Origin of the sequence: Pantoea sp., from assembly GCF_028283705.1 — a bacterium.
Classification (GTDB): Bacteria; Pseudomonadota; Gammaproteobacteria; order Enterobacterales; family Enterobacteriaceae; genus Pantoea.
On the sequence record NZ_JAPWKD010000011.1, the window covers coordinates 644,300 to 663,895 of the forward strand.

Below are 19,596 nucleotides of genomic sequence, written 5' to 3' on the forward strand. Positions count from 1 at the left end.
CTCATCCTCGTGCCAGGTTCTGACAGTAATCAGAACTGATAGCTGTAATTCATGCTGAAAAAATAGATATTCGGATCGTTATAGTGACCTTTCACCAGTGGCGATGAAACGGACGACGATTCCATATTCAGGTATTCAAAGGCCACCCCAATATTGCTGGACGTCGTCAGCTGGTATTGCGCACCAACGCCATAACGCCACGCTGCACCCGAGGGCATGGTCATTGAGGTATCATCCTGGTTTTTATAGAAACTGCTGTCATAGGCGATACCCGTGTTCAGACGCCATTGGTCATTCGGGCGGAACTGCACGCCAAGTGCGGTGTGCCAGGTGTCGTGCAGGCGATTGTCGCGCGTCAGTGGTTGGCCGCTGACAGTGATCTGATTGGTACCGTAAGCGCTCCAGTCCTGCCAGCCGAGGTCGGCTAACAGCGACCATTGCTGATTGAGGTCATGTACCGCACTTAACATCAGTTGTGCCGGGGTGTTAACCTGCGCCGATATTGGCAGGTTATAAGAGACATTATCTAACTGCGGGAAGCGTGCTGTGCCATTGATGTTGAAGTGATAATCAGTTTTGCTGGTGTAGGTGAGACCCACGCGCGTTGCATCGGTGACTTGCATGAGTAAGCCGGTACGGAAGTTAAGTGCCCAGTCATGATCCGTGGCTTTTTCATCCTGCCCATCAACATTACGCGTCAATGACAGAAAGCCGTAGTTGATACCGAGACCCAGCCCCCACGACAGTCGCTCATTGATTTTCCACGCGATGGCCGGACTCAGTGTCATCGCAATCAGGGTGCTTTTTTTGATCAAGCGGTCCCCCGCCCAATTGCCAAAATCTAACCCCAGGCCGTAATTGCCATACAAGCCGATGCCCGCTGACCAGCGGTCGCTAAGGCGCTGATGGTAGAACATGCTGGCGCCGGGAAACCAGCCGATAGTGTTGCCGGGGCTGTTGCCCTGTAAGGCGGCATCATTATCCAGTGTATAGGGCGTATCGCCGTATAACGCCTGAAGACCACCAGTAATCATATGATCTGGCAGTCGCGTCATCCCGGCGGGGTTGGTCATTAACGTTGATGCATCCTGTGCCCGTGCGGCCTGGCCAGCACCGGCAAGGCCGGTATCTTCCGTGGCAATTTCATACAGATATAAACCACTGGCATGGGCAAGTAGTGGCGTACTCAACGCCATAATAACAGGACATTGCGGCGCATAACGTCTCCCGACTGGGTAGTTATTTACTGGCTAATCCGGATGGGCAGGAAACATCACTGATTTTTTTATGATACAGCTGCTGATTACCGGCTTTTAATGCATCAGCAGCGGCGATAATCTCATCATGAGTCTCTTTATTATCGGTAAAGTATTTTGTCAGCGCCTGATCGGAAACGGTGGTGCTGACATGGCAGTGCGCACGCAGGTCCTGTAAAATCGTTTGCTCGCGCAAGGCAAAACCGAGGCTTTCATACGGGGATGCTGCCAGATAGTGAAACGGCATCAGCAACAGGGCCAATAATAATAGAGATCGACGCATATTATTCTCCATTCGTGAATTACTCTTTAAGGTCAGTGAGTATTTTTGCGATCTGCTGCAACGCGGGCATAGCGGATGTAAAAAAAGCTTTAATACCCGGACATAAATAATTTAGACCGGATTCGCCATCTGGTGTGAGCACGATACGATTTTTCGGGCATTCCCCCCAGCAAAGCGTCAGATATGGGCAGGTTTTGCAGTATCGTGGCAGAGTATTACGTTTCCCCATGCCGAATTGTTTTTGTCGCTCAGAAAACACCAGCTGTGCCAGTTGATGGGTGGTGACATTCCCCAGGCGATATTCGGGGTAAACATAATGATCGCAGGAAAACACATCGCCATTTTTTTCAATTGCCAGCCCCTTACCACAAAACTCGGCAGTGATGCAGAGTTGAGAAGGCAACCCCATGGTCTGGACGACTGCGGTTTCAAATAAGTTCACTTGCACCCGGCCAAGATCTTTACTGACCCACTCCTGAAAAGTGGCGATCAGAAACTGCCCCCAGTCTTCAGGATCAACCGACCAGTCGGTGACGATTGAGTCCAGATCGCCCGGCCGGGCGCGTCGCGATCCGGTGACGGGAAGGGTGTCATCCTGCCAGAATTGTGGCGCGGTATGTTTAAAATCAACCGGCTCCACGCAGGGATTAAACTGGATATAAGTCGCACCTAATTCCTGAGTCAAAAAACGATAGACTTCAAGGGGATATTTTGCGGAGGTACGGTTCACCACCACCAATGCATTGAAAGGAACGCCGTGACGCTTTAAGGCATCAACGCCTTTCATCACGCGATCAAAGGTGGGTTTTCCACTGCGCGTGACACGATAACGGTCATGTAACTCCCGTGGCCCATCAATGGAAACACCCACGAGGAAATGATGCTTCTTCAAAAATCTGGCCCAATGGTCATTAATTAACACCGCATTGGTTTGCAGATCATTTTCAATCCGCTGGCCGCGGGGTTGGTATTTTTTCTGTAAAGCGACAACCTTTTCGAAAAATTCCAGCCCCATTAATGTCGGTTCACCGCCTTGCCATGAAAAAATAATCTCCTCCCCGTCCTGGCTGGCAATGTATTGACGGATAAAGTTTTCCAGTATTTCACCACTCATACCTGCGTCACGATGTTGATGTAATAATTCTTCTTTATGCAGATAAAAGCAGTAGTTGCAATCCAGGTTACAGGTGGAACCGGAGGGCTTTGCCATCATGTGATAACGACGTTTGTAGTTCACTCCCAGCTTTTCAAAAGTCGGCAGCGGAGTCAGCGGAATAGTCGTGCTATGTTTCATCGGATGCCTCACTGAGATGCCGGGAAGACGGTGTTCCAGTCTTTTTTCATGCTGACAACGGGCCAGCCATGCCGATGCGCTTCATCCAGTCCTTTATCCAGTCGTCCAAAAGCGGATTGACGGTCGTAGGCATATTCACGCTCAGCGTCATCGTGATGAAGATAAAGCACCAGATTGGTTTTAGAGCCAGAGGAGACATATTGCAGCATCGGCAAATCGCCATCGGAATTGCCGAAGGCGAGGATGGGCATCCGGCCAATATAACGATTGATGGCCACCGGTTTATTATCACCATCGTCGATAAAGTTAATGACCCCTTGTTTAATCAGACGCGGTTTGCCATCTTTCCCCATTTCGAATTTGACCTGGTCAGTCGAACCAATCACCTGTTCCGGCGGGATGCCATAGGTTTTTTCTACCCACGGACGCATAAAATCAGTGCCGCCGCCGGAAACGATATAGGTTTTAAAACCGTTGGCGCGTAGATAGCTCAGCAGCTCCAGCATCGGCTGGTAAACCAGTTCGGTGTAGGGGCGTTTGAAGCGAGGGTCGCGCGCAGTCTGCAACCATTGTGTCACGCTGGTTTTAAAGTCGTCGGTGGTCATTCCGGCGTCAGCGGCGTGTTCAATTGCCATCAGTCCCTGATTGCCGGTTGCGGCCACGGCATGCATATCGTTTTCCAGTATCCCTTTAAAAGGTTGCTGGTTTTTCCATGCAGGATGCTGCGGTGCCAGTGCTTTGATACGATCGATCAGGTACACCAGTTGCACATATGCAGGCTGTTCGGTCCAGAGCGTACCGTCATTATCAAATACCGCAATACGTTCCTCTGGCGGCACGTAATCCGCACTGCCTTGCTGTGTGACTTTCTGGACAAAACTCATAATCTTTTCTTTCGACGCAGAGTCATTCCAGGAGGGGAGCTCCGTCGCAGCGTGGACGGCTGGCAAGGCGAAGCAAAACCACAAAATGAATACAGTGATTGAATGCGCGAATGTTTTCATTTCGATACCTTCATGAAGGCAGAAAAAATGGCCCATAAAATATGGGCCAGGCATTAAATACTCAGTTACCGGTTGGTAATCCCAACTGGAAACCTTCTTTATCGAGCTGATCGCGCACATTCTGGAAACGCTGATACTGGCTGATGGTAATCGGACCGGTATAGGATTCACTTTGTGCCGGACGTGGTGGATATTTAATGTAGGTTTTCATCAGGTCACCGATGGCCTGGTTGAACGTCACCAGCGTCCAGGTGTGCTCGGTGTAGTTATTCATAAAGATGTCATAACGTTCCTGCGGGTCCTGCCAGAGATCGAAAATCTGCGGCACAGTCGCCACATAGGACGACGGACCTTTCCAGCCTAAGTTGCTGTCCACCGCCAGCCCGCCAGTTGAGGCACCATTATCGCCGCGCAGATTGAACTCTGCTTTGTAGTGTCCGACCCTGACGGCCCCTGGTGTCAGTTCATTTTCGGTAAAGTAGAACCATGATGTTCGAGGGTCCGGGCCAGTGCCGAACAGTACCGGGGAAATATCGTAACTGTCGAAGATAATGGGTTTTCCTGCGCGGTCATTTTTGGGCAGTTCTTTAATGCCCGCTACAGACGCGAAGGTGGCCATCAAGTCGAGGCCTCCCACGATGTCATGGTTTTTGCTATCGGCTTTGATTTTGCCCGGCATCCAGGCGATGGCTGGTACGCGGCTTCCTCCTTCACGATCGGTGCCTTTAGTGCCACGAAACGGCGTATATCCGGCATCAGGATAAACGTCCTGCCAGGCACCGTTATCGGTGGTGAAGACAACTAAGGTATTTTTATCCAGTCCCAGCGAACGGATTTTGTCCATGATGTGACCGACGCGGGCATCCATTTCTACCATCGAATCGGCATATTTGGTCTTCGCCATTGATTTTCCGACAAAGTCCGGGTCGGGCATATTAGGTTGATGGTTCTTCATAAAATTGATGCTCATGAAAAAAGGTTTGCTGTCTTTCGCATGAGCATCGAGGTATTCCAGTGAGGCTTTTTCTACATAGCGATCAAAGAAAGGAATACCGACTACACCTTCTTTACCATTAATTTCAGGGTATTAACGTACTGACCATTGATCTTGAAATCTTCATGGGGCGCTTCACCGGCTTTTCCTGATAATGCCCCTCGCGTCACGCGGGCGAACATTTCGCGCAGTTTAGGATCCATATCCGGGAACCAGGTCGGATCGGCGTAGGTGTAGGCATTGAGATGGTAAAGCCCGACATAGCGCATCTCGTCATAACCCTGAGCATTCGGCAGGGCATAGTCCGATTCCCCCAGGTGCCATTTGCCGGTGAAGAAGGTGTCGTAACCTGCTGTTTTCAGTACCGAAGCCAGTGTCCATTCCTCTTTCGGTAGCCCGCCGCCCTGGCCCTGGAATGCCACCGTGGTCATGCCACTGCGATTAGGTATACGCCCGGTCTGCATTGCTGCGCGGCCTGGGGTACTGCTCGGCTGCCCGTAAAAACTGAAGAAGGTCATCCCTTCCTGCGCCATTTTATCGAGATTTGGCGTTGGCATACCCCGGCCTTCGCCACCCCCATAGGCACCGAGATCACCGTAACCGGTATCATCGGCAACAATTAAAATAATATTGGGTTTATTACCGTTGCTCTGATCATCCGACACATTTTTCGCGGGTTCTTCCGCCCGGAGATAATGGGGCAGAAGTATCGAACCGGCAGCAAGAGCTAAAACACCAACGCCTTTATAGGATCTGTTCATCGTTTACATCCTTAGAAATAGCGGTTGTTTTGAAAGTATTCACTGCACAGAAAGGTATTGAGATTGTCTTACGTCCATTCGCGAAAAAAATAAAAACAGAATAAGCGTTTTTTTAGGGTGATTCCGGGCTACCCAATGGCTCGGTAGCCCGGTAATTATTACGGCGTCACCATATTGAACCAGAACTCAAATTTATCCATGTAGCCAAGCAACTCATCGACTTTGGCGGGATTACCGCTGATTTTAACTTCCCCCTTATCCTGCGCCTGCTTCAGCGTTTCTTCCTTGAGGATGATGTTGTTCAGGGTGTCGCGGTTGAGGGTGAGGGTAGCATCCGCATTTTGTGCCTGGGCATCAGACGTGTGGTTGAGCACACCATTTTCCAGTTCCAGCTTATATTTGCCGCCATCATCACCCAGATCGACGTTAATCACTGCCTTCGCATTGCCGGCTTTCTCGCCATTGATATGCACCGCGAGGAAATCGAAGAACATTTCTGGTGTCATGGCTTTGACTGTGTCCGGGCTGGCAGTATTTGGCGTGGGGCCTTTAACCACGCCATTACGCAGCTCCTGCGCGCCAGTGAGATAGAAGTTACGCCATGGGCCGGATTCAGCCTGATAACCCAATTGTTCCAGGGCATCGGCTTCCAGATCGCGCGCAGCTTTATTGTTGGGATCGGCAAACACCACTTTGCTGACGACCTGTGCTACCCAGCGGTAATTCCCCTGGTCGAAGTCGGTTTTGGCTTTTTGCAGGATTGAGTCCGCACCGCCCATGTATTCAACGAATTTCTTCGCTGCTTCTTCCGGGGGCAGCTCATCCAGCGTGGCAGGATTACCATCGAACCAACCCAGATAGAGCACATAAGTGGCTTTCACGTCATGGCTTACTGAACCGTAATAACCCCGGTTCGCCCAGGTTTTCGCCAGTCCATCCGGCAATTTGAAGTTGGCGGCGATTTCGTCACGCGTCAGGCCTTCATTCGCCATCCGCAGCGTCTGATCGTTGATGTAACGATAGAGATCGCGCTGGGTTTTCAGCAGGTTGTTGACGTTATCATTGCCCCAGGTCGGCCAGTGATGCTGGGCGATGATAATCTCGGCTTTATCGCCCCAGCGGGTGATGGCATCGTTGATGTATTTTGACCAGGGCAGCGGTTCACGAATCTTAGCACCGCGCAGGGAGTAGGTGTTATGCAGGGTATGGGTGACATCTTCCGCCGCCTCAATCATTTTCTTCTCTTCGACATACCACAACATCTCTGATGGCGCTTCCGAACCCGGTGCCATCATAAATTCATAGGTCAGGCCATCGATGGTGTGCTTCTCACCGGTTTTACTGATGGTGTCCGTTGGGGCGATCAGGGTGACGGTCCCCGCTGAAGTGGTGGTGCCTAATCCCGCGCCGACCTGGCCTTTCGGGTCTGCTTTTAACAGGTTGCCGTACATGTAACTGGCACGGCGGCTCATCACGTTGCCTGCCATAATATTTTCAGCCACCGCGGCCTCCATAAAACCTGCCGGGGCATAAATTTTCACTTTGCCGGATTTCACATCCGCTTCGTCTACTACGCCACGTACTCCACCGTAGTGGTCAACGTGGCTGTGAGTATAAATCACCGCGACCACAGGTTTTTTACCACGATGTTTATAGTAAAGATCCATCCCTACTTTGGCGGTTTCAGCGGAAACCAGTGGGTCGATAACCGTGATACCTTTGTCACCTTCGATGATGGTCATATTGGAGAGGTCAAGATTGCGGATTTGGTAGACGCCATCGGTAACCTGAAATAGCCCGCTGATATTAATTAACTGTGATTGACGCCACAGGCTGGGATTAACGGTATCCGGCGATTTTTCACCCTCTTTAATAAACGCGTACTGGCCCGGATCCCAGATAACATTTCCGGCTGCGCCTTTAATCACAGCCTCGGGTAATGCGGCGATAAATCCTTTGTGGGCATCACTAAAATCGGTTTTATCGTTAAAAGGTAACTGGTTATACAGCGCATCATTGGCTTGTTTAGTTGCGCCAGTGGCGTCTTTGGGATTGGTGTCCGCAGCAACAGAATTAAACGAACTGGTAAGCAGGGCAGCCATTACCAGACAATGCAAATGTTTCCGTTTCATTTAATGACCTCGGCTTGATGGGCTAAAAATAAAAATGAAGCTGCACCTGGTAAATATAAGGCCAGTAAAAAATAGAAACTGTGATGAAAATTATTGGGTTAATGGTTTTAAATTCATTGACATTGTGAAGTAACCCTAGCCGAAGATTTTTGGTAATCAAGCGAAGCGTTAATGATTTTTTTTAGAATTTAGTCCTCGCCAGGTTTTAAATCGAACAGTTGCAATATTTCAAACTCAGTCTAAAAATTTAATTGCTGCAATAATCCGTCCGATTTCAAACATCTCTGAGGTGTGATAATGAAAAAGATCATGGCAGGAGTGATAGCGCTCATCACCGCTTCGTTAATTTGTGGCTCAGCCTTTGCTGCAAAGGAAATCAGCAAAGCAGAAGCGAAGAAATATCATAAAGTTGGCACAGTGAGTTCGACCAAAGAACATACCTCACCGCGTGCCGCGATGGAGGAAATTTCCAAAAAGGCTGATGCAATGGGAGGTAAATATTTTGTCATCACCTCCGGCAATGAAGGTGACAAGGTCCGTGCAACGGCAACGGTATACAAATAAAAACACTGCGCCCTGGTTATCCAGGGCGCAGGCATCGGCTATCAGAACTGATATGACACGCTGACCGAGAAGTTACGCGGTTCACCGTAGACATAGTTATTCATGTAACTGTAGTAGGTGCGGTCGAACAGATTATCGACGTTAGCCTGAACAGCCACCTGTTTGGTGACCTGATAACGCGCAAACAGGTTAGCCAGTGGGTAGCTACCCTGATAGACACGTTGGGTGCTGCCATCGGGTGCGGTGTCATCCTCAAACACACGGTTCTGCCAGTTGATACCGCCACCGATCGTTAACTCTGGCAGCATGGGCAATTGGTAACGGGTGAACAGCTTAAATTCAGTCTGCGGTTGACCCGGGTTGTAACGGCCGTCTGAATCACGCGCCACGTAACGTGTTGCGCCAAAAGTCATTTGCAGATTGTCCGTCAGCGCACCATTCAGCTCAAATTCGGCCCCTTTACTACGCGCACCTTTGGTCGCGGTGTAAGCCTGCTCGCTGCTGTTGTTGACATAGACGCCATTGATTTCCTCGCCGACGTTGTCCTGTTCAATGCGGAAGATCGCCATAGTGGCGGTCAGTCGGCCATCGAACCAGGCTGATTTCAGGCCGGTTTCATAGCTTTTGCCGGTTACCGGCGTCAGGTAATGGCCGCTGGCGTCACGGTAGGTTTGTGGCTGGAAGATTGAGGTATAGCTGGCGTACGCCGACCAGGTATCGTTGATGTCATACACCACACCCGCGTAAGGCGTAATGTTGTTTTTCTCCATATTGCCGCTGCTGCCATTGGTGCTGTACTGCGTGTAACGCGCACCGACAATCAGCGACAGCGGATCGGCCAGCGAGAAACGCGCAGCGGTGTAGGCAGATTTCTGGCGTACCACGTCATCGGCGTTTTGATACCAGTCGCCCCACTCAGGTTCCGCGATATTGCCATTCCAGTGATTGTTAAATATCCCGATATCATCACTGGCAATATCTCCTGCATCTTCATCAGTGATGCCATTCTGGCTATAGGTGCTGTTGTGCTGACGACTATAGCTGATACCCGCCATCAGCTGATGCTGACGACCAAATAACTCGAAGGGACCGCTGGCATAGCCATCCACCGAAGTTAACTCACGTTTGCCCCGGTCCTTACTGCCAAAACCATCGGCACCTTCACCGGTGGTCTCATCCGGGTAAGCCATGTATCCCACATACAGCAGTTTGTCGCTGAAGGTGTTTTCGGCATGCGTGCCGTTCAGACGGAAACTCCAGCCATTATCGAAGTTATGCACCAGGTCGGCGTACACTTTGCGCACTGTGGTGTGGTAGTAAGTCCAGTCGGCGGATGAGTTCAGGCTGCGGCGGTAATGTGTCAGAGAACCATTGCTGTAAAACACCGGGTTGCCACCCCAGGTGGGGTCACGAGTGTCGGCGTCCTGATAATCGTAAGCCAGTGACAAGGTGGTGTTATCAGTGAGATCCGCATCAAGGGTGCCATAAAGGAATTTGGTGTTTTTGTGATAGCGATCCAGCCAGCTGTCCTGATCCTGATAACCGGCAATGACGCGGCCACGAACCGAACCTGATTCATTTAATGGCGCAGAAAGATCAGCGACATAACGCTGTTTGTTCCAGCTCCCGTAGCTGGCACTTACCGTTCCGGTGAAATCTTTGCTGTCGGCATGTTTACGTACCATGTTGACAGACGCCGCCGGGCTACCTGCGCCGGTCATCAGGCCAGTGGCACCGCGCACGATCTCGATACGATCGTAAATCGCGGTATCCGAGGCGGTATCCCCATAGTTCCACGAATCACCCATGGAGGTGGGAATACCGTCAAAGGTGAAGTTTGTCAGCTGGAAACCGCGTGAATAGTAGTAGGCGCGTTCACTGTCATCCTGGCTGCTGGTGATGCCGGTGGTGTTGTTCAGCACGTCATTAATGGTTTGCAGTTGTTGGTCCTGCATACGCTGCTGGGTAACGACGCTGACTGATTGCGGCACATCGCGCGGCGTCAGCAACAATTTGGTACCGGCACGGGTGGTTTTGACCTGATAGTCCTGCTTATCCTGGGCGGTGTTGTCGCCGCTGGTGGTGGCATCCACCACCAGATCCTGCTGAGTATTGCTGCTGCTATCCGCCGCCTGGGCCGTCATCGGGTTGAGAAGGGCGTGTACTGCCATTGCCAGCAATGAAACCGTAAAGGTTTTGCGCATGCCGGACGCGTGAGTATCCCTGCAAATCAAAGACATGATATTTCCCGTCAAAAAGAGCGTGTTTGTTATCGCTTCTGTTTTTTTATTTAGCCGCACCATCCTGCGGCATTTAACGCAAAGAAGCGCATTAATTGAGAAAGCCAATGATAATCATTTGCTTTAAAAATTCTAAAAAGGTTTCATTCAATTATGTAAATATTTGTATAAATTAAGGTAATCATAAGGATAGGGTGTCAATAGACCTTGTAATTACTCAAGTTAACGTTTTTACTGACGTCAATTCACCTGCCAGCTGGCGTATTTTGCAGGGAAATGTTCCGTTTATAACGAGGGGAGTGGGCTTCTTCTAAGCTGTTGTTTAGGGGGGATTTGCTAAGTTTTCGTTAATGCGTATGATTCTCATTCTTTCTACGATCATTTCCGCCAGAGCTTTGTCCTGCCGGAGACCGTTATCCATTGATGGAGTTCAGAATGACATCGTTTTTCAGTCCGCGTCGGGCAGCGCTTGCCGCAGCGGTCATTGCCGCATTTAGCCTGACTGCCTGCCAGGCACCCGCCCAGAAAACTCAGACAGTTGCTGTCGCCGTGGCGGCAAAACCAACCGATAACCAGCTTACCCAGCGTGTGATTGGTGATGGCTTGTATGAACTGGCTTACTCTCCGGTAGCCAATGCGTTGTATGTCGCCAGTGCGCAGAGCTTCAAGGACGTTAACGGCGGCATGTTGTATCGCCTCGACCCGACTACGCTGGCAACCAAAGGGGAAACCCATACCGATCTGAAAAACTTCGGTATGGCTATCGATAGCGAAGGTGGCGTGTTCTACACCACCAACTCGCTGGATGGCGGGGTGTCGAAAGTTGATGCACAGAGCGGCAAAGTGCTGCAACGCCTGATGCTGGGTGGTAAGAAGGATAAAGACGGTGACGTGCCCGGTGCACGCGAGATGTTGCTGCATGGCAACGAACTTTACGTAGGCCGCGTCGCTGATCCGGGCTTTATCTCGGTGGTGGATACCAAAACCTTCAAACCTAAAACCACGATCAAAAATGTCGGTAAATGGGTAACGGGCATCATCTATTCACCGCTGACCGAACGTATCTACGCTGCCAATGGTGCAGGGGAAATCGCGGTCATCAATCCACGTACGCATAAAATTGAACAACGCTGGACGGCAGGAGATGGCAAAGAGTACCTGTTCCTGAATATGGCAGAAGATCCGGCCACCGGTCGCCTGTTCGTTACTGATGATTCCAAAGGCAAGACCACGCTGGTGTTTGACGAGCATAGCGGTAAGGTGATCAAGCGTATCACGGGTGACGCACTGGGCATCAAGTTCAACGCGAAACGCAATGAGATCTACATCAGCCAGCGTGAGTCGAAGAAAGTGCTGCAACTGGATGCCACCAGCTATGCGGTGAAAAACAGCTGGTCGTTCGATACCAACCCGAACAGCCTGCTGGTGTCACCTGATGGTGAAACGCTGTATGTTTCCCTGAAGCAGGCGTTTAACAAAGACAACTCCACTAAAGGCCCGGATAGCGTGGCGCGTATCGCACTAAAATAAAAGAGAAAAATCTGTAGCAGCGCAATACACTATGCTCCCGATTGCGCTGCTACCCAAGGTGACTCTCCGTTATGCCTGGTCAATACTTCTCGCAACATGGCTTCGATATCCGTCTGGAATGGGGGCTTGCCGCCGCACAGCATCTGGCTAAGGATGCGGATTGTGTGATTGTGGTAGATGTCATGTCGTTTTCCACCTGTGTCAGTGTGGCGAATGACAATGGCGCATTGATAGCCCCCTGGCCCTGGAAAGACGCGTCTGCCCAGGCGTATGCCGCAGAGATGGGTGCGCAGGCCGCGAGCATTGATCGGCGCTTCTCTGCTGAAACCTTTACCTTATCGCCCGCCTCATTATTGAATATTCCTGCCGGGACAAAACTGGTGTTGCCATCACCCAATGGTTCCACCATTGCGTTTAAAGCGCGCGAACATGGCGGCGCGGTTTATAGCGCCGGGTTACGTAATCGGCAGGCAACCGCAGCGGCCTGTGGCCATTTTCAACGAATTCTGGTGATCCCCTGTGGTGAGCGTTGGCCGGATGGCAGCCTGCGTCCGGCGATTGAGGATTATGTCGCAGCGGGCGGAATTATCCAGGCATTAGGTATGCGTCTGCGTTCCCCGGATGCGGAGATGGCGGTTGCCGCCTTTCAGGCGGCGCAGCAGCAAAATTTTGCCGTATTAAAAGAGTGTGCATCAGCTACAGAGCTAAGGGAACGGGGCTTTGCAACAGATGTTGAACTGTGTTTGCAGGTTGATGTGAGTGCCAATGCTTGCCAGCTGGCAGGGAAGTTTTTTGTCCCCTGTGTTAATGACAACTCAAAGCCGTGATGGAGTGATAATTACCACGATCACAATTACCGCACTAATTATCAATCATGAAATGATAACTATAGTTACTATAACTTCCATCGAAGGCATACAGCCTTTTAACAAATAAACGAAGGAAGAAGACCATGAAAACCATTAAAGCCATGTCAATCGCCGCTGTCGCTGCTCTTTCACTGATGTCATTTGGCAGCTTTGCTCAGAGCGTTTCCGTTACAGCTTCTACGCTGGACGGTGCTGAAGCGAAAATCGCCGCGCAGGCAGCACAGCAGGGCGCTCAGTACAAAATCACTGAAGCCAACACGAATAATCGTGTGCATATGACCGCTGAGTTATACAAATAACAGCGAGTGATGCCCGGAAGCGCTGGAAAGGGTCGCCGTGGGGTGGCCCTTTTTTTGATGGTATCAATCTTTATCAATTTTTTTGATTTATTTCAGCAAAGCGCTCAGCTTTTATCCGCCGGGTGACAGGTCTATTCTTTCTCACATCGGGGCGAAATGCCTCACAACTTAAAATAATCTCTGAGGAAATGACCATGAAATCTATCAAAACTTTCGTTGCAGTTGCGGCCCTGTCACTGGTTTCTTTCGGCAGCTTCGCACAAAGCATTACCGCTTCCGCCTCAACCCTTGATGGTGCCGAAGCCAAAATTGCCGCTCAGGCCAAACAAGCGGGCGCATCTTACAAAATCACCGGTGCGCGTGTTGATAACGGTGCTTACCTGTCGGCTGAACTGACCAAATAATTATGGTCGCAAAGGGAAGTGCCGAAGAGGGCCGTCCTGGTACGGCCTTTTTCGCCCTTCACCCGTCATGAGGAGTTAATGCCATGCATCACAACCACGAAATCGCAGCCCAGGCAGCGGCATTTGTCCAGTCTCTCAAATCTCATCGCCACGCCAATATGCCCGCTATCCGTTTTCGCCACTGGCCGCAATTTATCTCGACCGTGCGCGAATTAATGGAAAAAAACTAACTTCCTGTAATCCAGATTTGCAAATCCTTCAGATTGTTCCCAGAATTGAGACTCAATGTGTGAGTTTTCAGAAGGATAAATCATGCGAAGTTATCTGGTGGCTTTGTGTGTAACCTTGTTTATCTGTGCGGCTCCGGCACAGGCAGAAGGAACGATTAGTTCAGGGTGGAACTGGTTAACCAACGACATCTCCCAGACCTGGGAACAACCGCAGAATTACGATCTCTATTTGCCATTCATCGCCTGGCATGCACGCTTCGCATACGATAAAGAAAAAACCGATAACTATAATGAAACGCCGTGGGGCGGTGGGTTTGGTGTGTCCCGTTACAATGAAGAAGGTAACTGGAGCACGCTGTATGCCATGATGTTTAAAGATTCGCATAATGAGTGGCAGCCGATCGTTGGCTACGGTTGGGAAAAGGGCTGCTATCTCGATAACGCGCGTGATTTTCGCCTCGGCCTCGGCTTTACCGCCGGGATTACGGCGCGTGATGATTTCGCCAACTATGTGCCGTTACCCATCGTATTACCGCTTTTCTCAGTGGGTTATAAACGCGCAACCGTGCAGTTCACCTATATTCCAGGCACCTATAATAATGGCAATGTGCTATTCGCCTGGCTGCGTTTGGCCTTTTAACCGACGGATGCTGATATGGCGAGAACCCACTTTGATGGCTGGCTGAAAAAAACCGGGTTAACCGTTGCCAGCCTGGCAAAAATCGTCCTGGTGGGTCTGGTCGTCATCATCATCGTTTTCTTTATTGGTCGGATTTATCAGTCAGAACGCGGTGCGCCTTTACATCGCTGGCATACCTGGTCAGCGGATGAAATGAGTGAGAAAGAGATCGACCGCGCCAGTTTTTCTGATTATCAAACGCGGGAAGACGCGATTTTTCTCGATATGAAGCACAGCATTACCGATAAGCTCAGTGACGATGAGAAAACGACACTGAACCGTTACTACGCACAAAGCCGGGTTTATCCTGCCCGTTTTCAGCCTGACTGGAATCGTTCTTTTATTCTGATGCCACAGGGCACCCCGCGCGGCGCGGTGGTATTGTTACACGGCCTGACCGACTCACCCTACAGCATGCGCTATCTGGCGGAAGATTACCGGCAGCAGGGCATTGTGGCGGTAGTCCCGCGTCTGCCAGGACATGGTACCGCACCGGGCGCACTGACCACGGTGAACTGGGAGCAATGGCTGGCCGTCACCCGTCTGGCGGTGCGCGAAGCCACGCGACGCGCCGGACCTGATGTCCCGCTCCATTTGGTGGGTTATTCCAACGGTGGTGCGCTGGCAATGAAATACGCCCTTGATGCTCTCAATGATCCCTCGCTGCGCCAGCCCCAGCAGATTGTACTGATGTCACCGATGATCGGTGTGACGGCTTTTGCGCGCTTTGCCGGGCTGGCGGGATTGCCTTCGCTACTGCCTGGATTTGCCAAAGCAGCATGGCTGAATGTGGTGCCGGAGTTCAATCCCTATAAATACAACTCCTTTCCGGTTAAGGCGGCACGCCAGTCCTGGCTACTGACCCAGGCACTTCAGCAACAAATTTTGCAGGAGGCACGTAATCAGCAGCTGGCACAACTGCCGCCCGTGCTGACGTTCCAGTCGGTAATGGATTCCACGGTCAGTACCCGTGCGGTGGTGGATTCGCTATATCGTTATCTGCAAAGCCGGGGTAATCAATTGGTGATTTTTGATATCAACCAGGCTTCTGATTTGCGCGCGCTGATCCGGCCAGCGTTATACACTGCCGTGAGCAATTTGCTGCCGGCTGCACCACGTCATTACGGCACCACAGTGATCACCAATGCGACGCCAGCAACCAGCGAAACCGTTGCCCGCAACACAGCAGCCGATCAAACCAACGAAACCGTTCAGCCATTAAATATCGCGTGGCCGCCAGGAATGTATTCTCTGTCCCATGTCGCGGTGCCGTTTCCCCTCACGGATTCGCTCTATGGTCTGGAACCGACGGAAAAGAACCAGTCGGGTATTAGCCTTGGTACCATCTCATTGCGCGGTGAAACCAACACGCTGATTGTCGGGCTGGATACCCTGATGCGCGCCAATTCCAACCCGTTTTTTGACTATATGATGACGCGTATTAATCACCACATTGCCTGTAGCAACCAACCTGATGTTGCCGCATGTCTGCAAAGCTGGTGATCGATCGCGAAAAAAATACAATTTTTCCCGAATAGAAATCGCCATTGAGGTGTTTACCACCAGACAAGGTGATTTTTCGGCGTCTTTCTCCCGGTGAACCTTGCCTCTGGTCGGTGTGAAAACACTGGCCGCCTTATTCCATGCCACTTCGCGAGGTTCAATGATGAAAACGATCAACTCTGTTCGCTGGTTGGTTCTGCCTGCTTTGTTACTGGCCCTGCACGTACCCGGTGCATGGGCGATGGGGGATGATGACAGCAACAGTAAAACACCGGATTGTCCGAAAGGTCAGGTGTACGACAGCAAATCGAAAAGTTGTGTGCCGGATAAAACCAGTTCACTCAGCGATGAGGACAAAACCAACTACGCCTACCATCTGGCCAAAAAAGGAGAGTATCAGGCAGCGCTGAATCTGCTGGATACGCTAAAAAATCCCAACACCAAAGAAGCCTGGAATTACCGGGGCTACGCCACACGTAAGCTGGGCCGCACAGATGAAGGGATGAGCTACTATCAACGATCAATCGCCATCGACCCCCATTACGCCAAAGTGCGTGAATATCTCGGCGAGGCCTGGATGATCAAAGGTCGTCCCGATCTGGCGAAGGAGCAGCTTGCCGTCATTAAAACCTTGTGTGGCGTAAGCTGTGAAGAGTATCGCGACTTGCAAGCCGCGATTAATGGGCATCCGGAGTCCTGATAGCGGTGTTTAGCGGAGGGTGGAAAAATCACCAGCACTGAAGTCCGACAGCATCTGGCGACACATCTGGCGCGCTTATGGCGTTACGCCATGGTGCTGTCACGTAACCGTGATGTGGCCGAAGAGCTGGTGCAATCCACCTGTGTGCGGGCGCTGGAACGCAGTGCGCAATTCACGCCTGGCACGCGCATTGATCGCTGGTTGTTTAGCGTGCTGCATTCAGTGTGGATCAATGAATTGCGCGCCCAGCGGGTGCGTATGGGACAGGGTTTTGTCGCCAGTGATGAACTGATCGCCCCGGATCATCAGCAACTTAATGAGGAACGCATGCAGTATCTCAAGGTGATGCAGCGCGTTGGACAGTTGCCGGAGGCGCAGCGCAATGCGGTGTTTCTGGTGTATGTCGAAGGCTTTACTTACCAGGAAGCGGCTGAGACGCTGGCCGTGCCGGTGGGGACGATTATGAGCCGCCTGGCTGCGGCGCGCACCACGCTGGCCAATGCCGTCAATGTCGGGTCTTCGGCACAGGAGAAACGTTTGTGACTGCGATCCGCTTTACTTCACCTTATCCGGATGAAGCTATTGTTGCCTGGCTGGATGGCGAAATGCGCGCGGATGACGTCCAGGCATTTGAGAAGGAACTGAAACGCAGCCCGGCGTTATCTGCCCGTACCGCAGAACTGATGAAAAGCAATCAACCCTTTGCGGAAGCGTTTGGTGTGATGCTGGATCAGGCCCCGGAACAACGTATGCAGCAGCAGCTGGCACAGTTGCTGGCGCAAACGCCAGCGCTGCCCGAGCGGCGATCGGTACAGGTGAGTCGGCGGGCATTAATCGCGGCATCGTTGGGTTTTCTGCTGGTGGGAGGGAGTGTCGGCTATCTGCTGCGTCCGGTGACGCAACCGGATGAAAGCGTAACCATCCGTGAGCTGGAAGCACAATATATGTCGTTATACAGCCCGGAAACGCTGGCGGATGTCGATAACTCACCACAGGCACTGCAACAGGCGCTGGCACGCACCGCGCGCGATCTGGATCTCCATCTGACGCTGACGCAACTCGCGTTACCGGAAGCGGATCTGAAAAGCGTCAGAATGCTGCGCTATGACGATACGTTGATCAGCCAGATTGCCTGGAACCATGCCAGCTATGGTCCGATGGCATTGTGCATTTCACGTCAGGACCCGCAGCCCTCCAGCACACTTAACCAGGAAACACGTCACGGTATGAACCTGGTGTGGTGGTATCGCGACGGTTATCAGTTTGTGTTGATAGGGCGTAATCCGGCGGAGCAGTTGATGAAAACCGCGACCTTGCTGAGTCGCGGTTTGCAGGTGTAAACGTCAGAAACGCAGTGAAAGGCAAGTCAGGCCGCCGTCCATCTTACGGATTTCACTGGTATCCAGTTCAATAATCGGCATATCCAGCGTGCGCAGTTGTGCCAGGGTTGCCGGATAACCCGTCGGGGTAATTAGCGTACCGTTAATCAGCAAAGTATTACCGGCGTAGATTTCTTCGTCGGGAATAATCAGGTGCTGATAGTGGGAGAATTGCGGCAGGCGGGCGAACTTTTCTGTCGAGATCAGGGTATTTTCACCGACATAATTGATCGCCGATTTAAGATGCAAACCTTCGTCAACTTCAACAGACGTGACGCTGTAACCGCAAGGTTCCACCAGACTGGCAAACTCGCTGATACCGGCTTCATTGGTGCGGGTCGTCAGTCCGATATAAAACGCCTTATCGATTAACATGACATCACCGCCTTCGAGCGTTCCGCGCTCGCTCATCACTTTCAGCGGACGAAAATCCTTTAGTACCGCTTTGATTGATTCGACTTCGCCCGCCCGCTGTGGCGCGCCAGGATGGGTGATCACCGCCAGTTCTGGCAGGACCACGGCGGTATCTTCGACAAAGTGCGCATCGGGAAAGTCGGCTTCTGCGGGTAGCAGTGTCACCTTCAATCTGAGCGACAGCATGGCGTTCAGATACTCCCAGAACTGCCTGCGGGTGAGTTCCGCATCCGGTGCGCCGAGAGAGGCGGTGGTCAGCCCTGCCGCGCAATTGTCAGCCGGGAGTCTTGCAATGATTTGAGTAAAAGCCATCTGTCATTCCTTTAATAATGGTTGTGCCTGACAATCAATCTAACTTGCAGGCGACTCACAGTAAATTAAGCCGCGCGTGCAGCACGGCGATGCGATCGCCACTTTTCACCTGTAAAGCCACAACACCGATGCTTGCGGGTCCACGCTGAATCCGAGGCTGTCGAGCAGAGCTTCCGCACGCCAGCGTTCACTCAGTTGCAGCGAGGGGGGCAGTTGTGCCACTACGCTAGCCAGTAGCGTTGCCTGTGCAAGTGACGGTGGCAGGTGTTGCTCAATTCTTGCCAGTAAACAATGGCTGGCCTGCACGATATTACCCCTGCTGACATCCAGTTCGCCGCTGAGGATTTTTTGCAGGGTACTTTTGCCGCTGCCGTTTGCCCCCAGCAGACCAATGCGGTCGCCTTTTTGCAGACTAAAAGTGATGTTGTGAAAAAGGGTGCCGAAGGCATTATCAAAGCTGACAGCCTGTGCTGATAGTAAAGTGCTCATGTGCTTACTCATAAGTTGCAGGCGCAAAAAGTCCTGACGTCAAACAACGCTGACGACAACCCGGTAAGCCGGAGGGAAGGGAGTTAAATTTTCAGTGACTTCGCTCAGGACGCGGATTATCGCAGCACGATACCGGTGACGCCTGAGCACGGCCAATTACTATAGAGGTGTGAGTAAATAAACAATTCACACGTCAGCATAGTAATCCTCCTTAGTTATCAGTGGGTGAAGGGATGGAATGACTATTGATACCTTCTTGT

The 19,596-nt window shown here is 51.5% G+C and carries 21 protein-coding genes; 11 read left to right on the forward strand and 10 right to left on the reverse strand.

The window, feature by feature from the left end; genetic code table 11:
- Positions 1–29 precede the first annotated feature (29 nt).
- From PW844_RS09915 to PW844_RS09945, 7 genes are all read right to left on the reverse strand, one after another.
- Positions 30–1,196 carry an OmpP1/FadL family transporter gene (locus PW844_RS09915; RefSeq protein ID WP_299450818.1) on the reverse strand — a complete coding sequence of 389 codons (1,167 nt, stop codon included), beginning with the start codon at positions 1,194–1,196 and terminating at the stop codon, positions 30–32.
- Positions 1,197–1,239: 43 nt separating this feature from the next.
- Complete coding sequence (locus PW844_RS09920) at positions 1,240–1,539, reverse strand: YicS family protein (protein ID WP_299450819.1); 300 nt, start codon at positions 1,537–1,539, stop codon at positions 1,240–1,242.
- Positions 1,540–1,558: 19 nt separating this feature from the next.
- Positions 1,559–2,833: an anaerobic sulfatase maturase gene (locus PW844_RS09925; RefSeq protein WP_299450821.1), complete on the reverse strand. Its 1,275-nt coding sequence runs from the start codon at positions 2,831–2,833 to the stop codon at positions 1,559–1,561.
- 8 nt (positions 2,834–2,841) lie between these two features.
- Entirely contained in the window at positions 2,842–3,717 is an 876-nt protein-coding gene (locus PW844_RS09930) for an HAD family hydrolase (protein ID WP_299450823.1), read from the reverse strand.
- 181 nt (positions 3,718–3,898) lie between these two features.
- Entirely contained in the window at positions 3,899–4,807 is a 909-nt protein-coding gene (locus PW844_RS09935; protein ID WP_299450826.1) for a sulfatase-like hydrolase/transferase, read from the reverse strand.
- 86 nt (positions 4,808–4,893) lie between these two features.
- Positions 4,894–5,592, reverse strand: a complete 699-nt coding sequence (locus tag PW844_RS09940) for a sulfatase-like hydrolase/transferase (RefSeq protein WP_299450829.1) — start codon at positions 5,590–5,592, stop codon at positions 4,894–4,896.
- Positions 5,593–5,750: 158 nt separating this feature from the next.
- Complete coding sequence (locus PW844_RS09945) at positions 5,751–7,724, reverse strand: alkyl sulfatase dimerization domain-containing protein (RefSeq protein ID WP_299450832.1); 1,974 nt, start codon at positions 7,722–7,724, stop codon at positions 5,751–5,753.
- A gap of 297 nt (positions 7,725–8,021) precedes the next feature.
- On the opposite strand from PW844_RS09945, the gene PW844_RS09950 reads away from it, so the two are divergent.
- A complete protein-coding gene (locus PW844_RS09950; RefSeq protein ID WP_299450834.1) occupies positions 8,022–8,288 on the forward strand; it encodes a YdgH/BhsA/McbA-like domain containing protein in 267 nt (88 codons plus the stop codon).
- A gap of 41 nt (positions 8,289–8,329) precedes the next feature.
- Here PW844_RS09950 and fhuE read toward each other — a convergent pair whose 3' ends face one another.
- Positions 8,330–10,528, reverse strand: a complete 2,199-nt coding sequence (gene fhuE, locus PW844_RS09955) for a ferric-rhodotorulic acid/ferric-coprogen receptor FhuE (protein ID WP_299450837.1) — start codon at positions 10,526–10,528, stop codon at positions 8,330–8,332.
- A gap of 435 nt (positions 10,529–10,963) precedes the next feature.
- Between fhuE and PW844_RS09960 the strand changes: the two genes are divergently transcribed.
- The 10 genes from PW844_RS09960 to PW844_RS10005 all read left to right on the forward strand — a co-directional run bounded on the left by PW844_RS09960 (position 10,964) and on the right by PW844_RS10005 (position 18,082).
- The gene (locus PW844_RS09960) at positions 10,964–12,058 is read left to right on the forward strand and encodes a hypothetical protein (protein WP_299450839.1); all 1,095 of its coding nucleotides are present in this window, start codon (positions 10,964–10,966) and stop codon (positions 12,056–12,058) included.
- Positions 12,059–12,129: 71 nt separating this feature from the next.
- The gene (locus tag PW844_RS09965; protein ID WP_299450842.1) at positions 12,130–12,885 is read left to right on the forward strand and encodes a 2-phosphosulfolactate phosphatase; all 756 of its coding nucleotides are present in this window, start codon (positions 12,130–12,132) and stop codon (positions 12,883–12,885) included.
- Positions 12,886–13,010: 125 nt separating this feature from the next.
- On the forward strand, positions 13,011–13,226 hold the full coding sequence (locus PW844_RS09970) for a YdgH/BhsA/McbA-like domain containing protein (protein WP_299450845.1): 216 nt from the start codon (positions 13,011–13,013) through the stop codon (positions 13,224–13,226).
- Between the two features lie 194 nt (positions 13,227–13,420).
- Positions 13,421–13,630 carry a YdgH/BhsA/McbA-like domain containing protein gene (locus PW844_RS09975; protein WP_013508023.1) on the forward strand — a complete coding sequence of 70 codons (210 nt, stop codon included), beginning with the start codon at positions 13,421–13,423 and terminating at the stop codon, positions 13,628–13,630.
- Positions 13,631–13,713: 83 nt separating this feature from the next.
- On the forward strand, positions 13,714–13,860 hold the full coding sequence (locus tag PW844_RS09980; RefSeq protein ID WP_167379277.1) for a hypothetical protein: 147 nt from the start codon (positions 13,714–13,716) through the stop codon (positions 13,858–13,860).
- A gap of 82 nt (positions 13,861–13,942) precedes the next feature.
- Positions 13,943–14,500, forward strand: coding sequence for a lipid IV(A) palmitoyltransferase PagP (pagP, locus tag PW844_RS09985; RefSeq protein WP_299450858.1), 558 nt, complete (start codon positions 13,943–13,945; stop codon positions 14,498–14,500).
- Positions 14,501–14,515: 15 nt separating this feature from the next.
- Positions 14,516–16,042 (forward strand): carboxylesterase, encoded by a 1,527-nt coding sequence (locus PW844_RS09990; protein ID WP_299450860.1) that lies wholly within the window; start codon positions 14,516–14,518, stop codon positions 16,040–16,042.
- A gap of 160 nt (positions 16,043–16,202) precedes the next feature.
- A complete protein-coding gene (locus PW844_RS09995; protein WP_299450862.1) occupies positions 16,203–16,742 on the forward strand; it encodes a tetratricopeptide repeat protein in 540 nt (179 codons plus the stop codon).
- A gap of 54 nt (positions 16,743–16,796) precedes the next feature.
- Entirely contained in the window at positions 16,797–17,285 is a 489-nt protein-coding gene (locus tag PW844_RS10000) for an RNA polymerase sigma factor (RefSeq protein WP_299451132.1), read from the forward strand.
- Positions 17,282–18,082 (forward strand): hypothetical protein, encoded by an 801-nt coding sequence (locus PW844_RS10005; RefSeq protein WP_299450864.1) that lies wholly within the window; start codon positions 17,282–17,284, stop codon positions 18,080–18,082. The genes PW844_RS10000 and PW844_RS10005 overlap by 4 nt, the downstream gene beginning before the upstream one ends.
- A 3-nt stretch (positions 18,083–18,085) precedes the next feature.
- On the opposite strand, the gene PW844_RS10010 is transcribed toward PW844_RS10005, so the two are convergent.
- Positions 18,086–18,847 (reverse strand): amidinotransferase, encoded by a 762-nt coding sequence (locus PW844_RS10010; protein ID WP_299450866.1) that lies wholly within the window; start codon positions 18,845–18,847, stop codon positions 18,086–18,088.
- Between the two features lie 105 nt (positions 18,848–18,952).
- Complete coding sequence (locus PW844_RS10015) at positions 18,953–19,336, reverse strand: ATP-binding cassette domain-containing protein (RefSeq protein WP_367187752.1); 384 nt, start codon at positions 19,334–19,336, stop codon at positions 18,953–18,955.
- Between the last annotated feature and the right edge of the window lie 260 nt (positions 19,337–19,596).